We start from the raw sequence: 19,948 nt of genomic DNA, 5'->3' as shown, positions 1-19,948 counted from the left end.
CTCAGTAACCCGTTCCTGTTTTTGCCGGTGCACCGGTTGTTTCGGACGCCTTTTTATCGGCAGCGCGGTTGCCGGCGTCATTGACTGCCTTGGCGGCTTCCGGCGGCATGTAGTTTTCATCGTGCTTGGCCAGCACTTCATTGGCCACAAAGACACCCTCGGTGGTCATCTTGCCCTGGGCGACAGCACCTTTGCCTTCCTTGAACAGGTCGGGAAGGATGCCCTTGTAGTTCACCGTGATGTCCTTTTCGGTGTCGGTCATGATGAAGGCGATCGTCACACCATCGGCCTGACGCTTGATGCTGCCCTCCTTGACCAGCCCGCCGATACGGAAGACCTTGCCCTGCGGCGCCTTGCCAGCGGCGACATCGGTCGGCGAAATGTAGAGCGCGATGTTGCTGTTCAGCGCGTTCAGGACCAGCGCGGCGATGATGCCGATGATGGCCAGGGCACCGCCGATCAGGGCGAGTTTCTTGTGACGGGATTTCATGAGGCGATGTTCCTAGATTCGGCGCGCAACTGGCGCTTGAGGCGAGCAATGGTGTTCTTTCGATGGCGTACGACGGCAATCGGTTCAATGGCCATGATGGCAGCGGTCAGGCCGAAGGAGCCCCAGACGTAAAAGCCGTAGCCGCCCATGGCAATGAAGTCGGAGAAACTGTTCCAGTAGATCATTTTTCGTCTCCGGCCAACGCCGCCTTGACCCAGTCGGTATGGCGCTCGCGTTCGAGCATGATGGTCCGGACACGCATCAGCGCGACGGCAATCGAATACATCCAGAAACACAGGGCCATCAGCAGCATGCCCCAGAGCATGGTTTCAGCCATCGACGACTTGGTCATGTTGATACTCGATCCCTGGTGCAGCGTGTTCCACCATTTGACCGAGAAATAGATGATCGGGATATTGACCACGCCAACCAGCAGCAACAGGCCGCCGGCCTTGTCGGCCCGGCGCTGGTCGTCGATTGCCGCGGTCAACGCCATGTAACCGATATAAAGGAAGAGCAGGATCAATTCGGAGGTCAGGCGCGCATCCCAGACCCACCAGGCGCCCCACATCGGCTTGCCCCAAAGCGCGCCGGTCCATAGCGAGAGAAAGGCCATCAGCGCCCCGGTCGGCGCCAGTGCCTGGGCCATCATGCCCGACAGGCGGGTGTTGAAGGCCAGCCCGATAGCCGCCCAGAAGGCCATCACCAGGTAGATGAACATCGACATCCAGGAGGCCGGGACGTGGATGAAAATGATCCGGTAGCCTTCGCCTTGCTGGAAGTCGGTCGGTGCGACGAGCATGCCAAGCCATAGCCCGGCCAGCCCGAAGACGACTGAAACGGCGATGAACCAGGGAATCAATGCCCCGGCCAGCGGATAAAAAGTGGCCGGTGAGGCAAAACGATAGAGATTGAAGCGATCTTTCATTCGAGGGCGATCTTCAAGGCAGCGGCTGTTGCCCAGGGGGCGAAGCCGAGTGACGCAAAAGTAAGGGCGGCGAGCAGGGACAGGTGACCTTCTCCCCCGAGTCCGGTCACCGTAGCGTCCACTGCGCCCGCGCCGAATATTAGCACTGGAATGTAGAGCGGGAGGACAAGCAGGGAAAGCAGGACGCCGCCACCGCGCAAACCGAGGGTCAGTGCTGCGCCGATTGCCCCGATGCCGGACAAGGCAGGCGTGCCCAGCAGGATGGCGCCGGTCAGGACGATGAGCGCATCGCCGGAGAGGTCAAACTGGATACCGAGGACGGGGGCGATCAGCGCTAGCGGCAGGCCGGAAACCAGCCAGTGAGCGATCACTTTGCCGGTCACGACCAACCCGAGCGGATGTGGGGCCAGCGCCAGTTGTTCAAGCGTGCCGTCGCGGTGGTCGTCGGCGAACAGGCGCGGCAGCGACAGCATCGTGGCGAGCAGCGCAGCAACCCACAACACGCCGGGCGCGAGCTTGCGCAACAGGTCGGGCTCGGGGCCAACCCCGAGCGGGAACAGGCTGACGACGATGACGAAGAAGAACAGGGCCGAAACGATGTCCGCCTGTCGCCGCATGGCCAGTTTGAGATCGCGGCCAATCACCGCAGTAACGATCTTCAGCATCAGCAGTCCATTAACCGAGGCGCAATTCGCGAACCTGCCCGGCCGGAATGCTAACCAGCTGGTGCGTTGTCATGACCGCCAGTCCGCCGCGCTGGAGGTGGCCGGAAATGATGCCGGCCAGCCAGTCGACCGCAGCAACATCGAGCGCCACAAAGGGCTCGTCGAGAATCCACAGGGGGCGTTTTTCGGTGACCAGGCGAGCCAGTGCGACCCGACGTTTCTGGCCTTGCGAAAGATATTTGCAGGCGAGGTCTTCGCGTCCGGCCAGGCCGACTTGTTCCAGCGCGTCGAGGGCATCGTCTTCGGACAACAAGGTGTCGGCCAGGCGTGCTGCCGCGAGCAGGTTTTCTAGCGGCGTCAATTCTTCCTTGATGGCGTTCAGGTGGCCGAGGTAGCAGAGGTCGGCACGAAAATCGTCACTGCCGATCGGCTTGCCCTGCCAGCGGATTTCCCCGGCTTCCGGCGGCAACAGGCCGATCAGCATGCGCAGCAGACTGGTCTTGCCGGCCCCGTTTTTGCCTTGCAGATAAAGCAATTCGCCGGCCTCCAGACGAAACCCGACGCCTGAGAACAGGCGGCGTTCGCCACGTACGCATTCGAGGTTGTCTGCTTCAAGCATCAAGGGGAAAAACCGAAAGAATTCAGGCGCAAATTATGAACGCGCCAGTGTACCGACAGATTGATGATCATCAAACAAAAAGGGCAAGAAAAACGGGGGCTCTTTGCTGGCTGGCGATGACCGGCTCGTTATCCGGCGCCGCGGTTGCTGCACCGAATACACCCGCCTATCGTCTGCTGGTCTGATCCCCGATCAGCACTTCGGCCTGGATTTGTTCGATGTACTCGACAAATTGTGCGCTGGCCGCGTCAAGTTCAAGCAGCAGTTCGTCCTTGCCTTCGTTGGACTGCGCATCGTGCAGGGCGATCAGTGCCTGGCCGAGTTCATGAATCCGGTTGTGGATGCTTTCGATCGAAGCAAAGCAGTCGACCGCAGCGTAGCGCTTGCTTTCCTCGCTGTAGAACCAGCGCCCGAAGCGACAATGAAATGGGTCTTTGGGGGGCGCTGTGTGCGGGCCGTTCGGACTTGCCAGGTAGACGTGCAGCGAACGTATCCAGCGCTTGTGGTCGACTTCGGCGATCAGCAGCGGTAAGTCGTCGCGTGACCAGCGAAATGCCGTGGCGGAACTCCACAGGACATCCGGCTGGAATTGACGTACCCAGTCGGGGAGTTGCTCGGCGGGCATCGGGCGGGCGATGCCGAAACCTTGCGCCAGGTCGCAACCGAGCAGCAGTAAAACCAGGCCGTGTTCGACGGTTTCTACCCCTTCGGCGATCACTTCGCGCTGAAAGGCCTTGGTCAGTCCGATGACGCCTTCGACGATGGCCAGATCATCAGGGTCATCCAGCATGTCGCGGACGAAGGACTGGTCGATCTTGAGAACATCGGCCGGCAGGCGCCGGAAGTAAGTCAGCGATGAGTAGCCGGTGCCAAAGTCGTCCAGCGAGAAGCTGACACCGAGGCGTCGGCAGGTGGCAAAAAGCTCGGCAGCATGTCCGATGTCTTCAAGCGCGGCCGTTTCGAGGACTTCAAGTTCCAGCCGATGCGGCTGAATGTTGGGGTGTGCGGCGAGCAATTCGCTCAGGCGGCGGGCGAAGCTCGGGCTTTGCAAATGGTTGCCGGCAATGTTCACACTGACTTTGATGTCGAGCGATTGCTTGCGCCAGCGTTCAAGCTGGCGCAAAGCTTCCTGGATTACCCAGTCGCCCAGTTCGATGGCCAGTTCGCTGCCTTCGATAGCGGGGAGGAACTGGCCCGGCGCGAGCAGGCCGCGTTCGGGATGCTGCCAGCGAATCAGGGCCTCGACGCCAACGACACGCCCTTCGCGCATGTTTACCTTGGGCTGGTAGTGCAGCACGAATTCATTATTGACCATGCCCTGGCAGATGGCGGCGATTTCATCACGCCGTACACGGGCACGCCGGTCATTTTCCGGGTCGAACAAGTGGTAGCGATTGCGGCCGGCCTGCTTGGCGGCGTACATCGCCTGGTCGGCGTGGCGCAGCAGAGTGTCCGAATCGGCGCCATCTTCCGGGTAGAGCGTGACGCCGATACTGGCCGATATCGTGACGGCATGATTGCTGATGATGAACGGCTGGGTCAGCGCGGCAATGATCCGGGCGATTGCGTGGTCGCATTCATGCACATCTTCGAGGCCGGCCAGGAGCAGGACGAATTCGTCGCCGCCCAGTCGGGACACCGTATCGCCGGCCCGGACACAAATTTTCAGGCGTTGCGCCACCTCGATCAGCAGACGGTCGCCGGTGGCGTGGCCGTAGGCATCGTTGACCGGTTTGAAATTGTCGAGATCGAGATAGCAGACGGCCAGCGTCTTGCCGCTGCGCTCGGTCTGGGCCATCGCCAGTTGCATGCGGTCGCCGAGCAGCATCCGGTTGGGGAGCTGGGTCAGGGCATCGAAGTGGGCTTGGTGTTCGAGACGGCGCTGATGTTCCTTGATCAGCGTGATGTCGGAAAAAATGCCGACAAATTGCGATATTTCGCCATTTCGGTTGCGAACGGTCGAGATGGTCAATTGTTCGACGAAAATTTCGCCGGTTTTCTTGCGGTTCCAGACCTCGCCGCGCCAGAAGCCTTCCTGGCGAATGGTCTGCCACATTTCCTGATAAAACACCGGGTCGTGGTGGCCGGATTTGAGCAGATCGGCTGTCTGGCCAATCGCTTCGTCACGCGCATAGCCGGTCAGCTCGCTGAACGTCGCGTTAACTTCGATGATCTGCCCTCGTGCATCGGTGATCATGATGCCTTCGTGAGCATTGTCGAAAACACTGGCGGCCAGTTTCTGGCGCTCTTCTGCCGCCAGGCGCTCGCTGATGTTCTGGGAAATGCCGAATAACGCCGGCTGGCTATTCCAGTAGCCCTGAGTAATCCGGGTTTCGACCATGATTTCATGCCCGTCGACGTGCAGGATCGGCAAGGTGCAGGTCGAACGCGTGCCGCTGATCATCTCCTCGACCATTTTTCCGGCCATTTCATGTGCCTTGGCCGGGTGGACCGCAGTAACCGGTTGGCCACGCAAGGCATCCGGGCCGTAGCCCAGGTTTTCTGCCACCGAGCGGTTGTAGTGCAGGATGTGACCCTGCATGTCGAAAATGAAAATATAGTCGGCCAGGGTGTCGAACAGGCCGTTCAGATTCTGTTGGAGGCGTTGGGCTTCTTCCTGGGCTTGCAGGCGGGAAAGCGTCTGGCTGAAATTGCCGGCCAGGGTTTCCAGGGCCAGCAAGGTTGCATGGGTGATTTGTCGTGTCCGGTGCCCGGCCAGATTCAGGCAGGCAACCGGCTGGCCGGCAACGGCGATGGGCAGGATGACCAGGCAGCGCAATCCTTCATCCTGCATCAGTGGGCTGTTGATCAGTTCGGTGTTGTTGCAGTGCTCGCAGGCGGGTGTGCAGTTGCAGACCGGTTTGCCATCCTGGACGATGCCGGCTTGCGGTGAGTCGCCGGCAATTTCGCCGACCTGGGCAATGAACTCGGGTGATAGTCCTTCATGGGCGAAAAGATGATAGCGGCCATTCGGCTGGCGCCAGTAAATCCCGCCCGAATCGAGTTCGGGAAAGCGCAGGGCCGCATGCAGGATGGTGGCCAGTACTTCTTCGCGGGCCATGCCGGCGGCCAGGGCCAAGGCCAGGTCATGTTCGATATCGAGACGCAATTTGGCATTTTTGCGCTCGCTGATGTCCTGAATCGAGATGATCAGCGCTTTGCGGCCGAAATAGGTGCCGGCATGCAGGTGGGCTTCGACGGGGAATATCTTGCCGGCAGCGTTCTGCCCCCAGAATTCGAGTAGCCGGGGGCGGCCGGCAAAGGCCTCGCTGACCTGCGCCTTCATGACCTCCGGGTCGTTCAGGCCGGTGGCGCCAAATTCACTGTAGTGCTTGCCAAGCAGGTAGTCGCGGGTGTGGCCCGAGAGGCGTTCGGCACCGAGGTTGGCATCAAGGAAGCAGCCATCTTCGGCCTGGATGAAAATGGCTTCACTGATGCTGTCGAAAATTCCCCGGAAGGTTTCCAGGCTTTCCTGCAGATTGTCGGTATTGCGCTGGTTGGTCAGGACCAGTGCCGCCAACTGGCTGGCCTGGTTGAGCTGGTTCAGGTCCTGTTCGCTCGGTGTGGCAGGGTTTTTCTGATAGCAGGCAAAAGTGCCGAGCAATTCGCCTTGCGGTCCGATGATCGGGTCCGACCAGCAGGCGGAGAAGCCGCCGAGTTGTGCCAGATGCAGGCAGGGTTGCCACAGCGGGTCGTTGTGTACGTTGCTGACGATGGTTTGTTGGCGCCGGTAGGCTGCCGTGCTGCAGGAGCCGACGCCGTCGGCAACGGGAATGCGTCCGGTGGCGGCAATGTAGTCGTCCGGCAGGCGGGGCGAGGCACCGTGATACAGGTGCTGGCCATCTTTTTCGGCCAGCAGGATCGAGCACATCCAGGCTGGGTTCTCAGCTTCGATCGAAAGAATCAGCAATTCGAGAATGCCGATCAGCGGTTCGCCGCGAATCAGGCCGGCGAGCGTTGCATTGCGCAGTAGCATGGCTTCATCGCTGCGCTTGCGGGCAGAAATGTCCTGGGCGAAGCCGACCGTGCCGAGCAGCGTGCCGTTATCGCCGAATACCGGCGCCTTGAATGTCTCGTGCCAGATCTGCAACCCATGCTTGATGACGGGTTCGAGCACTGTTTTTTGCTGCCGGGTTTGCATCACTTCCGCATCGTCGGCACGGTAGCGATCGGCGAGCTCAGCAGGAGAGAAATCGGTGTCTCGCTTGCCGATCAGTGCATTGACCGAATCGAGTTCAAGGGCGTCGGCCAAGGCGCGATTGGCGGTCAGGAAGCGCGATTCCGTGTCTTTCAGCCAGACCAGGAAGGGGAAGTTGTCGAGCAGGGCGCGCTGGTAGCGTTCATTGCGCAGCGACTGTTCGACCGCAGCATCCCGCGAACGCATCAAGGCCATGCGTTCGGCCATCGCATCATCGAGCAGGTCGAGTTCGAGCGGACGCATCAAGGTGTGTTCAGAGAGCAGCCCGGACACCTGGCCGCTGCGGTCGACGATCACCAGATGCCGAATTCTGTGTTCGACCATGCGCTCGGCAGCATCGGCCAGCGAAGAGGTTTCTTCGACCGTGACGACCGGCTGGGTCATCACGCTGCCTAGTTCGGGATTGAAGTTGGCTCCCAGAAAAAGCCGGACGACGTCGCGCTCGGTGACGATGCCGAGCGGCTTTCGGCCATCGACCACGACCACGCAGGTAGCGCGCACGGCAGCCATGGCGGAAATGGCATCGTCGAGGCGGGTGGTGGCTGGCAGGCGCGGGAAGGTCCGCTCCATCAATGTGTCGACATCGTTCAGATGGCGAAAGAAGTCGGGTCCCAGGTGGTGGCGGAAATCGGTTTCAGATGCGATGCCAAGCGGCTTCCCGTCCGTGTCGATGACGACCAGGTGGCGAATGCCGAGCTGGCTGGCTTCGCGATATGCATGACGAAAATCCATCTCGGCCGGCACAGTGTGTACGGGTGCGGTCATGACTTCCCGAACCGCCTGGTCAAGCGTGCGATGCTGGCGCATGGCCTGCATCATGTCGCCCTCGGTGACGATGCCGTGGACCCCGTCGGTATCGACCACGATGACCGATGAAATGCGCAACTCGACCATCAGCGCAGCCGCCTCGCCAAGGCTGGCGTGTAGCGCCACCTGGGCTGTGTGCGGGGTGATCAGGTCGACTATTCGGGGCATCTGTTTTTCCTTGGCTCAGCCAGTTTTAAGGCTGGATGATGCCTTGGTGCCGATCGAAGTCAATACATCATCAGAATGTGTCGACAGTTGCTGTGGAAGCTTTCTTTTCATAGGTGGATGTTTTGTATGCGCTTGCTGTCTCTCTGCGCCCCACCTGTCATCCGGTCAAATACCCCAAGAGCCTTGATTTGTTTCGTTTAGTTGTCTGTCCAGTGAAGCTGGCACAGGCCTTGCACCGTGTTGTCCACTTCACGCTACACAAAAATGGGGGAGTCACAAGTGAGCGAGACATTCTACGAAGTGCTGCGTCGCCAGGGGATTACCCGTCGCAGTTTTCTCAAATTCTGCAGCCTGACTGCCACCTCGCTGGGTCTGGGCAGTGCCGCTGCGCCAACCATCGCCCATGCGCTGGAAAACAAACCGCGCACTCCTGTGCTCTGGCTGCATGGTCTGGAGTGCACCTGCTGCTCTGAATCCTTCATTCGCTCGGCACATCCGCTGACCAAGGATGTCGTGCTGTCGATGCTGTCGCTCGATTACGACGACACGCTGATGGCCGCCGCCGGCCACCAGGCCGAGGCGATCCTCGACGAGGTCAAGAAGAAATACAAGGGCAACTACATCGTTGCCGTTGAAGGCAATCCGCCGCTTAACGAAGACGGCATGTTCTGCATTCAGGGCGGCCGCCCCTTTATCGAGAAGCTGCGCGAAACCTGCGCTGATGCCAAGGCGATCATTTCCTGGGGGGCCTGCGCTTCCTACGGTTGCGTGCAGGCTGCCAAGCCAAACCCGACCCGCGCCACGCCGGTGCACAAGGTGATCACCGGCAAGCCGATCATCAATGTACCGGGCTGCCCGCCGATTGCCGAAGTGATGACCGGCGTCGTGACCTACATGCTGACTTTCGACCGCATCCCTGAGCTCGACCGCCAGGGCCGTCCGAAGATGTTCTACGGTCAACGTATCCACGACAAGTGTTATCGCCGCGGCCACTTCGATGCCGGCCAGTTTGCCGAAGCCTGGGACGACGAAGGTTCGCGCAAGGGTTACTGCCTGTACAAGATGGGTTGCAAGGGGCCAACCACTTACAACGCCTGTTCGTCGATGCGCTGGAACGGCGGCGTCAGCTGGCCGGTGCAGTCCGGCCACGGCTGTATCGGTTGTTCGGAAGATGGTTTCTGGGACAAGGGTTCGTTCTACGACCGCGTTACCGATATCAAAGCCTTTGGGGTTGAAGCCAACGCCGATTCGATTGGTAAGGCAACTGCCGGCACCGTCGGGGCGGCGATTGCTGCCCACGCTGCCGTGACGGCACTGGCTCGTGCTCGTCAGAAGGTGGGCGAGACTGAAGAACAAAAGGGAGAAAAATAAGATGAGCGCCTACGAAACCCAAGGCTTCAAGGTCGATAACTCCGGCAAACGCGTCGTTGTCGATCCAGTCTGCCGCATCGAAGGTCACATGCGTGTCGAGGTCAATCTCGACAGCAACAACGTGATTCGTAACGCCGTCTCGACCGGCACTATGTGGCGCGGTCTGGAAGTCATTCTCAAGGGCCGCGATCCGCGCGATGCCTGGGCCTTCACCGAGCGTATCTGTGGTGTTTGTACCGGTACCCACGCGCTGACTTCGGTGCGTGCCGTGGAAGATGCGTTGTCGATCAAGATTCCGGAAAACGCCAATACCATCCGCAACCTGATGCAGCTGAATCTCTATATTCACGACCATCTGGTGCATTTCTATCATCTGCATGCGCTCGACTGGGTCGATGTCGTCTCGGCATTGAAGGCCGATCCGAAAGCGACTTCGGCGCTGGCCCAGAGCATTTCGTCCTGGCCGCTGTCGTCGCCGGGTTACTTCCGCGACATCCAGAACCGCCTGAAGAAATTTGTCGAATCCGGCCAGCTCGGCCCATTCATGAACGGCTACTGGGGCAACCCGGCCTACAAGCTGCCGCCAGAAGCCAACCTGATGGCCGTCGCGCACTACCTCGAAGCGCTCGATTTTCAGAAGGAAATCGTCAAGGTGCACACCATTTTCGGCGGCAAGAACCCGCACCCGAACTGGCTGGTCGGTGGGGTGCCCTGCGCGATCAACCTTGAAGGCGTCGGCGCGGTGGGCGCGATCAACATGGAGCGCCTGAACCTGGTCAAGAGCATCATCGACCGCTGCACCGAGTTCGTCGAGCAGGTCTATGTGCCGGATCTGCTGGCCATCGGTTCCTTCTACAAAGGCTGGGGCTACGGCGGCGGCCTGTCGTCCAAAAACATGCTGTCCTACGGTGACATTCCGCAGATCGCCAATGACTACTCGTCCGGCAACCTGCTGCTGCCGCGTGGCGCGATCATCAACGGCAAACTCGACGAGATTCACCCGGTTGATCTGAAGGATCCCGAACAGGTGCAGGAATTCGTTGCCCACTCCTGGTACAAATACCCGGATGAAACCAAGGGCCTGCACCCCTTCGACGGCGTGACCGAACCGAGCTTCGTGCTTGGCCCGAACACCAAGGGGACCAAGACCAATATCAAGGAACTCGACGAGGGCGGGAAGTATTCGTGGATCAAGGCACCGCGCTGGCGTGGTCATGCCATGGAAGTCGGCTGTCTGCCGCGCATGGTGCTCGGCTACCTGCAACCGAAGCAGTATCCGGAAATCCATGGTCTGGTCGAAGGCGCGCTGAAAAAGCTCGATATCCCGGTCACCGCGTTGTTCTCGACACTGGGTCGGACGGCGGCGCGCGGTCTGGAGACGGCGTACTGCGTCAAGCTGCAGAGCCAGCAATTCGACAAGCTGATGGCCAACCTCAAGGCCGGCGATCTGAACACGGCGAATATCGAGAAGTGGGAGCCGAGCACCTGGCCGAAGGAAGCCATGGGTGCAGGTTTCACCGAAGCCCCGCGCGGTGCGCTCGGTCACTGGATCCGCATCAAGGATACCAAGATCGACAACTACCAGTGCGTTGTGCCGACCACCTGGAACGGCGGTCCGCGCGACCACAAGGGCCAGATCGGTGCCTTCGAGGCAGCGCTGATGAACACGCCGGTTGCCAAGGCCGACGAGCCGCTGGAAATCCTGCGTACGCTGCATTCCTTCGATCCCTGCCTGGCCTGCTCGACGCACGTGATGAGCCCGGATGGACAGGAAATGACGACGGTCAAGGTCCGCTGAGCGGTCCGGAAAGGAGGCAATCATGCTCTCTCAACAGGACATGCTCGAGGCCGAGCGGCACGGTAAACAAGTCCGTTCGATCTATGTCTACGAAGCGCCGGTCCGCCTGTGGCACTGGCTCAATGCGCTGGCCATGGTGGTGCTGGCGGTGACCGGCTATTTCATCGGCACGCCATTGCCAACCCAGCCGGGCGAGGCGGCGACCCATTTTCTGATGGGTTACATCCGCTTTGCTCATTTTGCGGCTGCCTATATTTTTGCCATCGGGCTGGCGGCGCGCATTTACTGGGCCTTCGTTGGCAATCACCATGCCCGGCAGATTTTCATGCTGCCGCTCAGCAACAAGCATTGGTGGAGTGAAGTGTTCTTCGAATTGCGCTGGTATCTTTTCCTCGAAAAGACGCCGAAGAAATATGTCGGTCACAACCCGATGGCGCAGTTGATGATGTTCTTTTTCTTCACCGTGCTGGCCGTCGGCATGGTCTTTACCGGTTTTGCGCTGTATGGCGAAGGCACAGGTCTGGGTAGCTGGAGTGACCGTGTCTTCGGCTGGGTGTTGCCGATGCTCGGCGGTTCGATGCAGGTGCATAACCTGCATCGTCTGGGGATGTGGATCATGATGAGTTTTGCCGTCATCCATATCTACGCCGCGATCCGCGAAGACATCATGAGCCGCCAGAGTCTGATTTCGACGATGATTTCCGGCTGGCGGATGTTCAAGGACTGACGATTTACCTTGCGTTGGCCCCGGGGCATGCGAGTGCGCCCGGGGCATTTTTTTCAGGGGATGGCAATGAATTCCAAACGCATTCTGGTCCTTGGTATCGGCAACCTGCTATGGGCCGATGAAGGTTTTGGCGTGCGCTGTGTCGAGGCGCTTAACGCCGGCTGGGTATTCCCGCCACAAGTCGAGCTGATGGATGGCGGAACGCAGGGCCTCTACTTGCTGCCCTATGTTCAAGAAGCCGACTGTTTGCTCGTCTTTGACGCGGTCGACTATGGCGATGAGCCGGGAACGCTGCGCGAAGTGGTTGGCGATCAGGTGCCGCGTTTCATGGGGGTCAAGAAAATGAGCCTGCACCAGACCGGTTTCCAGGAAGTCCTGATGGCTGCCGAGCTGACCGGCAAGCTGCCGGCCGAGTTGGTACTGGTCGGCGTTCAGCCGGTCGAACTCGAAGATTACGGCGGCAGCCTGCGCGATGCAGTCAAGGCCCAGATGCCGGCCGCGCTGGAGATCGCTTTCAAATGGCTGGAGCGCTGGGGCGCTGCGCCCGAAGCACGCACCGGTCTGGCCGAGCGGATCAACAACCCGGCGCTGGCCATCGATCTGTATGAAGGTGAAAGGCCGGCGGCCGATCAGGCTTACCGGCTCGGCGACGCGCGTTTCCTCAACATGGAAGCCTCCTGAGATGTGCCTCGGCATTCCGGTTCAAGTCATCGAGTGCGGCGAACACTTCGCCCGCTGCCAGGGGCGGCATGGCGACGAGCTGAGGATCGACCTCAGCCTGGTCGGCCAGCAGGCGCCGGGCACCTGGCTGCTCTGTTTTCTCGATGCCGCCCGCGAAGTGATTCCGGCCGAGCGGGCCGAGGCGATCGGTGCGGCGCTTGCCGCATTGGAAGCCGTCGGCGCCGGAGAAACCAATTTTGATGCTTTTTTCGCTGATCTGAATCGCGAACCCCAACTCCCCGAATTCCTGAGGACGAACAAATCATGACGCTGCAACTTGCCCCCGGGCTGACTTCGCTCGACCGGCTTGATACTTCAATCAGCCGGATGGTCCAGAAACACGGTTTTCAACGTGTCGACCGCAGCAACCCCGATTTTCCTGCCGGGCTGACCGCCTTGCTGCTGACCGATGATCCGCAGCGCAACCTGGAAGTGCTCGACGCCTGCGTCATCCTGCCGGAAGCCCTGAAGCCGCTTGGCGAACAGATTTCCCGCCGGGTCGCCGATCATCTGGTCAGCGCCGGGTTGATGAAGCAATACGGCGTGGCTCGTGCGCCTGCCGTCGTCTTTCTGCGTGATGGCCAGTTTGTCGGCATGCTCAACGGCATCCGTGACTGGTTCGAATACCAGAATGAAGTGACCCGCCTGCTGACCGGGCCGGCTCAACCCAAACCCATCGGCATCCCCGTTCGTTCGGCCGATCAGCCAGGAGCTTGCGCATGAACCCGTCCACGATGCGGCCTTTCCCGATTTCCGTGGTCACCATGGGCCCCGGATCGCAAGGTGAGGAAGCCCCGGAATACCTGCCGATGCCGAAAGGCATGGAAACCTTTTCGGCCCCTAGCCTGCCCTATGACGCGCCGCCCGACGTGGTCGTCCGCGCCGAGCGCCTGCTCCGTTTTTTTGTCGATGGCGCGGCCGAAGTCGGCTTTGCCGGGGGCGCCAAGCTTGATTTGCTCGGACTGGATGCGCCGGTGCGCGAAGTCATCAATCAGTCGATGGGATTTGGCGAAGTCAGCGCCTTCACGACGGCACCGGAACATTGGCGCGTCCAGGAAACGGCTTTCGCTGGGCTGTGGCGCGTCCTGAAAGTGGCCGATGACGGCGTAATGCTGGTCGACCGCCTGGAAACCGGCGTCGTGCCGGCCGTTCTGATCGATGCCATGCTGGCGACGACGACGGATGAGCTGCCGGCCCCGGACTATCCGGCCGGCACGATGAATGCGCCGGCCCTGGTCGAGGAGCTTCGCCAGCAGGCGGCGGCCTGGCGGCCGGGGAGCGCGGCGCACATCATCAACCTGACCTTGCTGCCGGTCAGCGATGCCGATCTCGATACCCTGTACCACTGGCTGGGGCATCGCGAGGTTTCCATCCTGTCGCGCGGCTACGGCAATTGCCGGATTACCAGCACGCGGCTGAAGAATGTCTGGTGGGTGCAGTATTTCAACAGCATGGATACGCTGATTCTCAACTCGATCGAAGTGATCGGCATGCCTGAAGTAGCGCTGGCTTCCGATGAGGATTTCAGCGACTCGATCGAGCGCCTGCGCGAATACCTGGCCATGATGGCCGATCCGCTGTAAGTATCGATCATGCGATTCGAAGGTTCATTTCTCGGCGTCAAGCCGGAAGACAAGCTGGAGTGCGGCATTTGCTGGTGGGTGTACGACCCGTCCGAAGGTGACGACGTGCGTGGCATTCCCCCTGGCACGCCGTTCGCCGATTTGCCGGATGACTGGTGTTGCCCCGGCTGCGATGCACCACCGCATAAATTCATGGTGCTCGGCGAATGAAAGTCCGGGCGACCGACCCGTCGTCGGAGCTGGTCGAGGTATTCAGCGAAATTGCCCGGACGCGCATGGCCGGCTTGCCGATCTGCAATGCCCGGCTGGAAGTCGAGGCGCTCGGCTTCCGGCAGACGGCTTCCGGGCATTGGGCCGGCGCCATGGTGACGCCCTGGGCGATCAATCTGCTGTGCCTGCCCGGTCAGGCCGAAGGCTGGCCCCAGTTGGCGGCATGCAGCAAGTATGATTGGCAGTTTCCATCCGGCAATTACGAATTCACCGTGACGCAGGAAGATCGTCTGGGTAACTACCACCTCTGTTCACTGTTTTCGCCGGCCCTCGAATTCGAGAGCCACGAAGCCGCGCGCCTGACGGCGCTGGCTGCGGCCCAGGCCCTGTTTTCCGGGCCGATCGCTGTACCGGCGGAGGGTACGGCACCGGCCCCGACACGGCGCGCTTTTCTGGGATTGCGCGGGTGACCTCAACCGGTTTGCTGACAGTTCGGGCGCAGCTGCAGGGCGCGCATCTGGCCGCGATTGACGTCGAGCTCCGGCGACCGGCCGTGACCCGCTTGTTCATCGACCAGATTCCCGAGGCGGTGGTCAAGACGGTTCCCTATCTTTATACCTTGTGTGCCCATGCCCAGCGTGCGGCGGCACAGGCAGCGCTGGCCGCAGCACAGGGCGAGTCGCGCCGGCCGGTCGATGATGCCGAGTTGTGGATCGAGGTACTGCACGAGAATCTCTGGCGTCTGTTGCTCGACTGGCCGCTGGCCCTCGGCCTGGCGCCGGCCAAGGAAGCTTTTGTCGCCTGGCGGGGGCGACAGGGCAGTGAGTGCATCAGCGCGACCCGGCATTTGCTCGATACGGCCTTGCTCGATGTCAGTGAAAAATGCCTTGAAAAGCTGGTCGACCGCGCCGCGCCGGTGGATTGCTCCAGCCCCTTGCTGAATGCCGAGGACTGGCTGGCTTTCTGGCAGGGCAATGCCGCATCGCCGCCGGCCGTACATCGTCCGGCAACGGTCGTCGCCGCATATCGTGCCCGTCTGGCTGAGGTTGAACGGGCCGGGCAGGCGCTGGCTGCCGGTGCCCCCTTTCCGATTGCGGCTGCCGGTCAGGCGGCTTGGGGCGTCGGGCAGACGCTGACGGCGCGCGGTGTGCTGACCCATGCGGTGCACCTTGTCGATGGACGGGTGCTCAATTACCGTGTCGATGCGCCGACCGATGCGCTTTTTGCCGATGCCGGCGCGTTGACCGCGTTACTGGCCGGGCGGACCTTTGCTCATGCAGCCGAGGCGCGTCTGGCGCTCGATCAGGCCATTCTGGCGCTCGATCCCTGTGTGCCGTATAGCGTGGAATTGAATCATGCATGAAATGTCGCTGGCCGAAGGTGTGTTGCAACTGGTCGAAGATACCGCCCGGCGCGAGGGCGCCAAGCGGGTCACGACCGTCGTGCTGGAAATTGGCCGGATGTCCTCGGTCGAGCCGGAGGCCTTGAAATTCTGTTTTGAAGCGGTGACGCACGGCAGCCTGGCTGAAGGTGCGGCGCTGGAAATCGTCAGCGTACCGGGGGCGGGGTGGTGCATGGTCTGTGCCGCGACCGTGCCGATGGAAGAACTTTTCGGTGCCTGCCCGACGTGCGGCAGCCATCAGGTGCAGCCGACCAGTGGCACCGAAATGCGCGTCAAAGAAATCGAAATCGACTAGGAGACAAGATCATGTGCACAGTTTGCGGATGCGCGGCGGGCGAGACCCGCATGGAAGGCGATGGTCACGAACATACCCATGTTCATGCCGACGGCACGGTTCACAGCCATGGTCACGAGCATCATCATGATCACGCCCACGAGCACGGGGCTGAACCGGCCGGGACGCACAGTCACAGCCATGTCCACGCCGATGGCAGCACGCATGTTCATGAACACGTGCATGCCGGCGAGCACGCGCACGATCATGGCCATGAACACAGCCATCATCACCATCACGGCGACAACCATCATCACCACGAACACCCGGTGTCCGGCGATCTCGATTACGGCACCGGCCCGGCCCGTGCCCATGTGCCGGGGTTGAGCCAGTCGCGCATGGTGCAGATCGAGCAGGACATCCTGTCGAAGAACAATACCTACGCGACGGCCAATCGCAGCTGGTTCGATGAGCGCGGTATTTTTGCGCTCAATCTCGTCTCCAGCCCCGGTTCCGGCAAGACGACCTTGCTCGTCAAGAGCATCGAATTGCTCAAGAACAGCGTGACGATCAGCGTCGTCGAAGGCGACCAGCAAACCTCGAACGATGCCGAGCGGATTCGCGCCACCGGCGTCGCGGCGCTGCAGATCAACACCGGCAAGGGCTGCCATCTCGATGGTCACATGGTGGGCCACGCCGTGCAGCGCATGAAGCCGGCCGATGAATCGCTGTTCCTGATCGAAAACGTCGGCAATCTGGTCTGCCCGGCAGCTTTCGATCTCGGCGAACACCACAAGGTGGCGATTCTTTCGGTGACCGAGGGTGAGGACAAGCCGCTGAAATATCCCGACATGTTCCGCGCCGCCGATGTGATGCTGCTCAACAAGTGCGATCTGCTGCCGCATCTCGATTTCGATGCCGATCTGGCCGAGGCCAATGCCCGCCGGGTCAACCCCGCGCTGGTCGTCTTCCGCGTTTCGGCGAAGAGCGGCGAGGGCATGGCCGCCTGGCTGGACTGGGTTCGGTCCGGGCTGGCCGCCCAGCGTACCAAGCGGGCGGCCAGCGTCGATGCGCTGAAGGCACGGGTTGCCGAGCTGGAGCGCCAGTTGGCGGCGCGCTGACGGCTCGATGAGCGGCCAGCTGATCCGCATTCGCGGTCTCGTTCAAGGCGTCGGGTTTCGTCCCTGCGTCTGGCGGCTGGCCAGGGAACTGGGTTTGCGCGGCTGGGTGCGCAACGATGGCGGCGGTGTCAGCGTCGCGGTCGACGGTCCCGGCGTGGCCGAATTCGTCGCCCGGCTGCAGCGCGACAAGCCGCCGCTGGCGCGCATCGACGGGATCGATATCGAACCGATCGAAGTGCTCGGCGAAGGTTTCAGCATTCTGGACAGCGCGCCCGGCGAGATTCGCACCGCCATCGGGCCGGATGCGGCCATCTGCCCGGCCTGCATCGCCGATATCTGCAATCCGCAGAGTCGGCGCTGGCGCTACGCCTTCACCACCTGCACGCATTGCGGTCCGCGTTTCACGGTCAGCCGCGGCATTCCCTATGACCGGGCGCAAACCAGTCTGGCGGAATTCCCGCTGTGCCCTGTCTGCGCCGAGGAATATGGCGAACTGCCGGCGACGGATGCGACAAATTTCACGGTCGACCGCCGTTTTCATGCCGAAACCACCTGCTGCCCGGCCTGCGGGCCGCGACTCGCCTTGCTCGATGCGACGGGCAAGGCACTGGCCGGCGATCCGCTGGCTGCAAGCCTGGCTTTGCTGCAAGCCGGAAAGATCGTCGCGCTCAAGGGGCTGGGCGGTTTTCATCTGGCCTGCGATGCGCGCAATGCGGCGGCCGTCGCCGAACTGCGCCGACGCAAACAGCGCGAAGCCAAGCCCTTTGCGGTGATGGGCCTGAATCCGGCGGCACTCGCTGCCTATGCCCGGATCAACCCGGCCGAACTTGATCTGTTGCGCTCGCCGGCGGCGCCGATCGTGCTTTGCCCCAAGGCGGCTGACGAATTGCCCGGCATTGCCCCGGAACTGGCCTGGCTCGGCGTGATGTTGCCGTCCACGCCATTGCATTTGCTGCTCTGGCATGAAGCGGCCGGTCGGCCGGCTGGCACGGCGTGGCTGGATGAGCCGGCCGAAATGCTGCTGATCATGACCAGCGCCAACCCGCACGGCGAGCCGCTGGTCATCGACAATGCCGAGGCCGTCGAGCGTCTGGCCGGGATTGCCGATGCCTTGCTGGTCCATGACCGGGCAATCGTCATGCGCTGCGATGACTCGGTGCTGCGCGCCGGGCCACAGGGGACACACTTCATTCGCCGGGCGCGCGGCTATGTGCCGCAGCCGATTCACCTGGCCGAGAGCGGCCCGACGGTGCTGGCGCTGGGCGGCTACCTGAAAAACACGGTTTGCGTCATGAAAGGCGGCGAAGCCTACCTGTCGCAGCATGTCGGCAGCCTCGACAATGTCGCGGCCATCGGTTTCCTGGAAGAAACGGTCAGGCATCTGCTGGCCATTCTCGATGTGCGTCCCGAATTGATTGCCCATGATTTGCACCCCGATTTCGCCTCGACCCGGCTGGCTCTGGCTTTGGCTGACGAGTTCGGCGTTCCGGCGCTGGCTGTCGGGCATCATCAGGCGCATCTGGCGGCGATCTGTGCCGAACATGGCGCCAACCCGCCGCTAACCGGTTTGGCCATCGACGGCGTCGGGCTGGGGCCGGAGGGGGGCTTGTGGGGTGGTGAGTTGCTGCGTCTGGACGGCGTTTCCGCTCAGCGCCTCGGTCACCTCAAGACGCTGTGTTTGCCCGGAGGCGATCGTGCGGCGCGCGAGCCGTGGCGGATGGCGGTTTCCTTCCTGCACGGCGCGGGTCTGGCCGAACGCATTCCCGACTGGCTGGCGCGTTGCCATCCGGGGCGCGATGCCGGACTGCTGCTGACCATGCTCGACCGCCAGTTGCGCTGTCCGCCGACCAGCAGTCTCGGGCGCTGGTTCGATGCCGCTGCTGCCTTGCTCGGCTTGCATGGTGAAGTGCGTTATGAGGGGCAGGCGGCGATGGCGCTGGAAGGGCTGGCCGCCGGGCATGGCCCGGTCGACGCCTTGGCGGACGGCTTTTTGATCAGCGATGGCGTACTCGATTTGACGCCGCTACTGACCGCTTTGCTCGATTGCCCCGATCCGGCCTACGGTGCCGCGCTGTTCCACGCCACGCTGGCCGCCGGGCTGGCACAATGGGTGATCATCGAAAATACCCCGTTTGCTGCGGTCGACCGCGAAAAATCAGGGAAAATCGCGCTCGCTGGCGGCTGCGCAATGAATGCAGTGCTGCTCGATGCCTTGCGCCCGCTGCTCGCTGCGGCCGGATTGACCCTGCTTGAAGCCCGTCAGGCGCCGCCGAACGATGGTGGTTTGGCGCTTGGTCAGGCCTGGGTGGCACGGCGCATGTTCAAGGAAAAGCAATGTTGAGTGGAATGACAGGCCCATGGTTGAGCAACAAATGACCCCGATTCACGCGCAGGATCCTGCGCTTTTGCTGGAAGAGCATTTCCGGTGGATGGCTGGACAAAACGCGCCGCTCAATCCGCGTCTTCAAGTCGAAGCCATCGGTTTTTCGCAGTATCTGGGTGACTGGCTGGGGGTTGTCGTGACGCCCGATTTTGTCCGTCTGCTGCTTTTGCCGGGCGGCGGTTCCCTGTGGGGCGACATTCCGGCGGGGCAGCGGCGTTATCTCGAACTGGCCGGCGGCACCCACACTTTTTTTGCCGAGGAATCAGCGGCGATCGGTCCGTATCAATGGGCCGCGCTGGTCGATTCCGCGGCTGTGCTGACCGACATGACGAGCGCCCGCTTGCTGGCGCTGGACGGTCTGCGTCTGGCCACCGGGCATTTGCCCGAACAGTTGCCGGTGGTGCCTGCCGAAGCCGCCCCCGAAGTGACGCGGCGCGGCTTTTTCCGGCGTCTGGCCGGCAAGCGCCCATGATGCCCAAGGAGA

General features: G+C 61.7%; 20 protein-coding genes. 14 read left to right on the top strand and 6 right to left on the bottom strand.

Annotation, left to right across the window (positions count from 1 at the left end):
• Position 1: 1 nt before the first annotated feature.
• The 6 genes from ccmE to KI614_RS15400 all read right to left on the bottom strand — a co-directional run bounded on the left by ccmE (position 2) and on the right by KI614_RS15400 (position 7,875).
• Positions 2 to 490 (bottom strand): cytochrome c maturation protein CcmE, encoded by a 489-nt coding sequence (gene ccmE / locus KI614_RS15425; RefSeq protein ID WP_226406764.1) that lies wholly within the window; start codon positions 488 to 490, stop codon positions 2 to 4.
• On the bottom strand, positions 487 to 675 hold the full coding sequence (gene ccmD, locus KI614_RS15420; RefSeq protein ID WP_203467911.1) for a heme exporter protein CcmD: 189 nt from the start codon (positions 673 to 675) through the stop codon (positions 487 to 489). Before ccmD ends, ccmE begins: the two co-directional genes overlap by 4 nt.
• Entirely contained in the window at positions 672 to 1,418 is a 747-nt protein-coding gene (gene ccmC, locus KI614_RS15415; RefSeq protein WP_226406762.1) for a heme ABC transporter permease CcmC, read from the bottom strand. The genes ccmD and ccmC overlap by 4 nt, the downstream gene beginning before the upstream one ends.
• Entirely contained in the window at positions 1,415 to 2,083 is a 669-nt protein-coding gene (ccmB, locus tag KI614_RS15410; RefSeq protein WP_203467909.1) for a heme exporter protein CcmB, read from the bottom strand. The genes ccmC and ccmB overlap by 4 nt, the downstream gene beginning before the upstream one ends.
• 10 nt (positions 2,084 to 2,093) lie before the next feature.
• Positions 2,094 to 2,702 (bottom strand): cytochrome c biogenesis heme-transporting ATPase CcmA, encoded by a 609-nt coding sequence (ccmA, locus tag KI614_RS15405; protein ID WP_226409384.1) that lies wholly within the window; start codon positions 2,700 to 2,702, stop codon positions 2,094 to 2,096.
• Between the two features lie 166 nt (positions 2,703 to 2,868).
• The gene (locus tag KI614_RS15400; RefSeq protein ID WP_226406760.1) at positions 2,869 to 7,875 is read right to left on the bottom strand and encodes an EAL domain-containing protein; all 5,007 of its coding nucleotides are present in this window, start codon (positions 7,873 to 7,875) and stop codon (positions 2,869 to 2,871) included.
• 279 nt (positions 7,876 to 8,154) lie between these two features.
• Between KI614_RS15400 and KI614_RS15395 the strand changes: the two genes are divergently transcribed.
• The 14 genes from KI614_RS15395 (at position 8,155) to hybE (KI614_RS15330) (ending at position 19,936) form a co-directional block, all read left to right on the top strand.
• On the top strand, positions 8,155 to 9,246 hold the full coding sequence (locus KI614_RS15395; protein WP_226406758.1) for a hydrogenase small subunit: 1,092 nt from the start codon (positions 8,155 to 8,157) through the stop codon (positions 9,244 to 9,246).
• A 1-nt stretch (position 9,247) separates the two neighbouring features.
• Entirely contained in the window at positions 9,248 to 11,044 is a 1,797-nt protein-coding gene (locus tag KI614_RS15390; protein ID WP_226406757.1) for a nickel-dependent hydrogenase large subunit, read from the top strand.
• Between the two features lie 22 nt (positions 11,045 to 11,066).
• Complete coding sequence (gene cybH / locus KI614_RS15385; RefSeq protein WP_226406756.1) at positions 11,067 to 11,771, top strand: Ni/Fe-hydrogenase, b-type cytochrome subunit; 705 nt, start codon at positions 11,067 to 11,069, stop codon at positions 11,769 to 11,771.
• 66 nt (positions 11,772 to 11,837) lie between these two features.
• Entirely contained in the window at positions 11,838 to 12,452 is a 615-nt protein-coding gene (locus KI614_RS15380) for a HyaD/HybD family hydrogenase maturation endopeptidase (protein ID WP_226406755.1), read from the top strand.
• A gap of 1 nt (position 12,453) precedes the next feature.
• Entirely contained in the window at positions 12,454 to 12,759 is a 306-nt protein-coding gene (hypC, locus tag KI614_RS15375; protein WP_226406754.1) for a HypC/HybG/HupF family hydrogenase formation chaperone, read from the top strand.
• Positions 12,756 to 13,214: a hypothetical protein gene (locus KI614_RS15370; RefSeq protein ID WP_203467900.1), complete on the top strand. Its 459-nt coding sequence runs from the start codon at positions 12,756 to 12,758 to the stop codon at positions 13,212 to 13,214. Before hypC ends, KI614_RS15370 begins: the two co-directional genes overlap by 4 nt.
• A complete protein-coding gene (locus tag KI614_RS15365; protein ID WP_226406753.1) occupies positions 13,211 to 14,074 on the top strand; it encodes a hydrogenase expression/formation protein in 864 nt (287 codons plus the stop codon). The genes KI614_RS15370 and KI614_RS15365 overlap by 4 nt, the downstream gene beginning before the upstream one ends.
• A 9-nt stretch (positions 14,075 to 14,083) precedes the next feature.
• On the top strand, positions 14,084 to 14,284 hold the full coding sequence (locus tag KI614_RS15360; protein ID WP_226406752.1) for a rubredoxin: 201 nt from the start codon (positions 14,084 to 14,086) through the stop codon (positions 14,282 to 14,284).
• Complete coding sequence (hybE, locus tag KI614_RS15355) at positions 14,281 to 14,754, top strand: [NiFe]-hydrogenase assembly chaperone HybE (RefSeq protein WP_226406751.1); 474 nt, start codon at positions 14,281 to 14,283, stop codon at positions 14,752 to 14,754. Before KI614_RS15360 ends, hybE (KI614_RS15355) begins: the two co-directional genes overlap by 4 nt.
• Entirely contained in the window at positions 14,751 to 15,647 is an 897-nt protein-coding gene (locus KI614_RS15350; protein ID WP_226406750.1) for a hypothetical protein, read from the top strand. The genes hybE (KI614_RS15355) and KI614_RS15350 overlap by 4 nt, the downstream gene beginning before the upstream one ends.
• A complete protein-coding gene (gene hypA, locus KI614_RS15345; RefSeq protein ID WP_203467896.1) occupies positions 15,640 to 15,981 on the top strand; it encodes a hydrogenase maturation nickel metallochaperone HypA in 342 nt (113 codons plus the stop codon). The genes KI614_RS15350 and hypA overlap by 8 nt, the downstream gene beginning before the upstream one ends.
• A gap of 11 nt (positions 15,982 to 15,992) precedes the next feature.
• Positions 15,993 to 17,081, top strand: coding sequence for a hydrogenase nickel incorporation protein HypB (gene hypB, locus KI614_RS15340; RefSeq protein ID WP_226406749.1), 1,089 nt, complete (start codon positions 15,993 to 15,995; stop codon positions 17,079 to 17,081).
• A gap of 7 nt (positions 17,082 to 17,088) precedes the next feature.
• Positions 17,089 to 19,422: a carbamoyltransferase HypF gene (gene hypF / locus KI614_RS15335; protein WP_226406747.1), complete on the top strand. Its 2,334-nt coding sequence runs from the start codon at positions 17,089 to 17,091 to the stop codon at positions 19,420 to 19,422.
• A gap of 31 nt (positions 19,423 to 19,453) precedes the next feature.
• The gene (gene hybE / locus KI614_RS15330) at positions 19,454 to 19,936 is read left to right on the top strand and encodes a [NiFe]-hydrogenase assembly chaperone HybE (protein WP_226406745.1); all 483 of its coding nucleotides are present in this window, start codon (positions 19,454 to 19,456) and stop codon (positions 19,934 to 19,936) included.
• The last annotated feature ends 12 nt before the right edge of the window (positions 19,937 to 19,948 follow it).

It is taken from the genome of Dechloromonas denitrificans (assembly GCF_020510665.1).
Classification (GTDB): Bacteria; Pseudomonadota; Gammaproteobacteria; order Burkholderiales; family Rhodocyclaceae; genus Azonexus; species Azonexus denitrificans_B.
The sequence above is the reverse complement of the archived record's forward strand: the minus strand, read 5'-3'. Positions and strand labels throughout refer to the sequence as shown.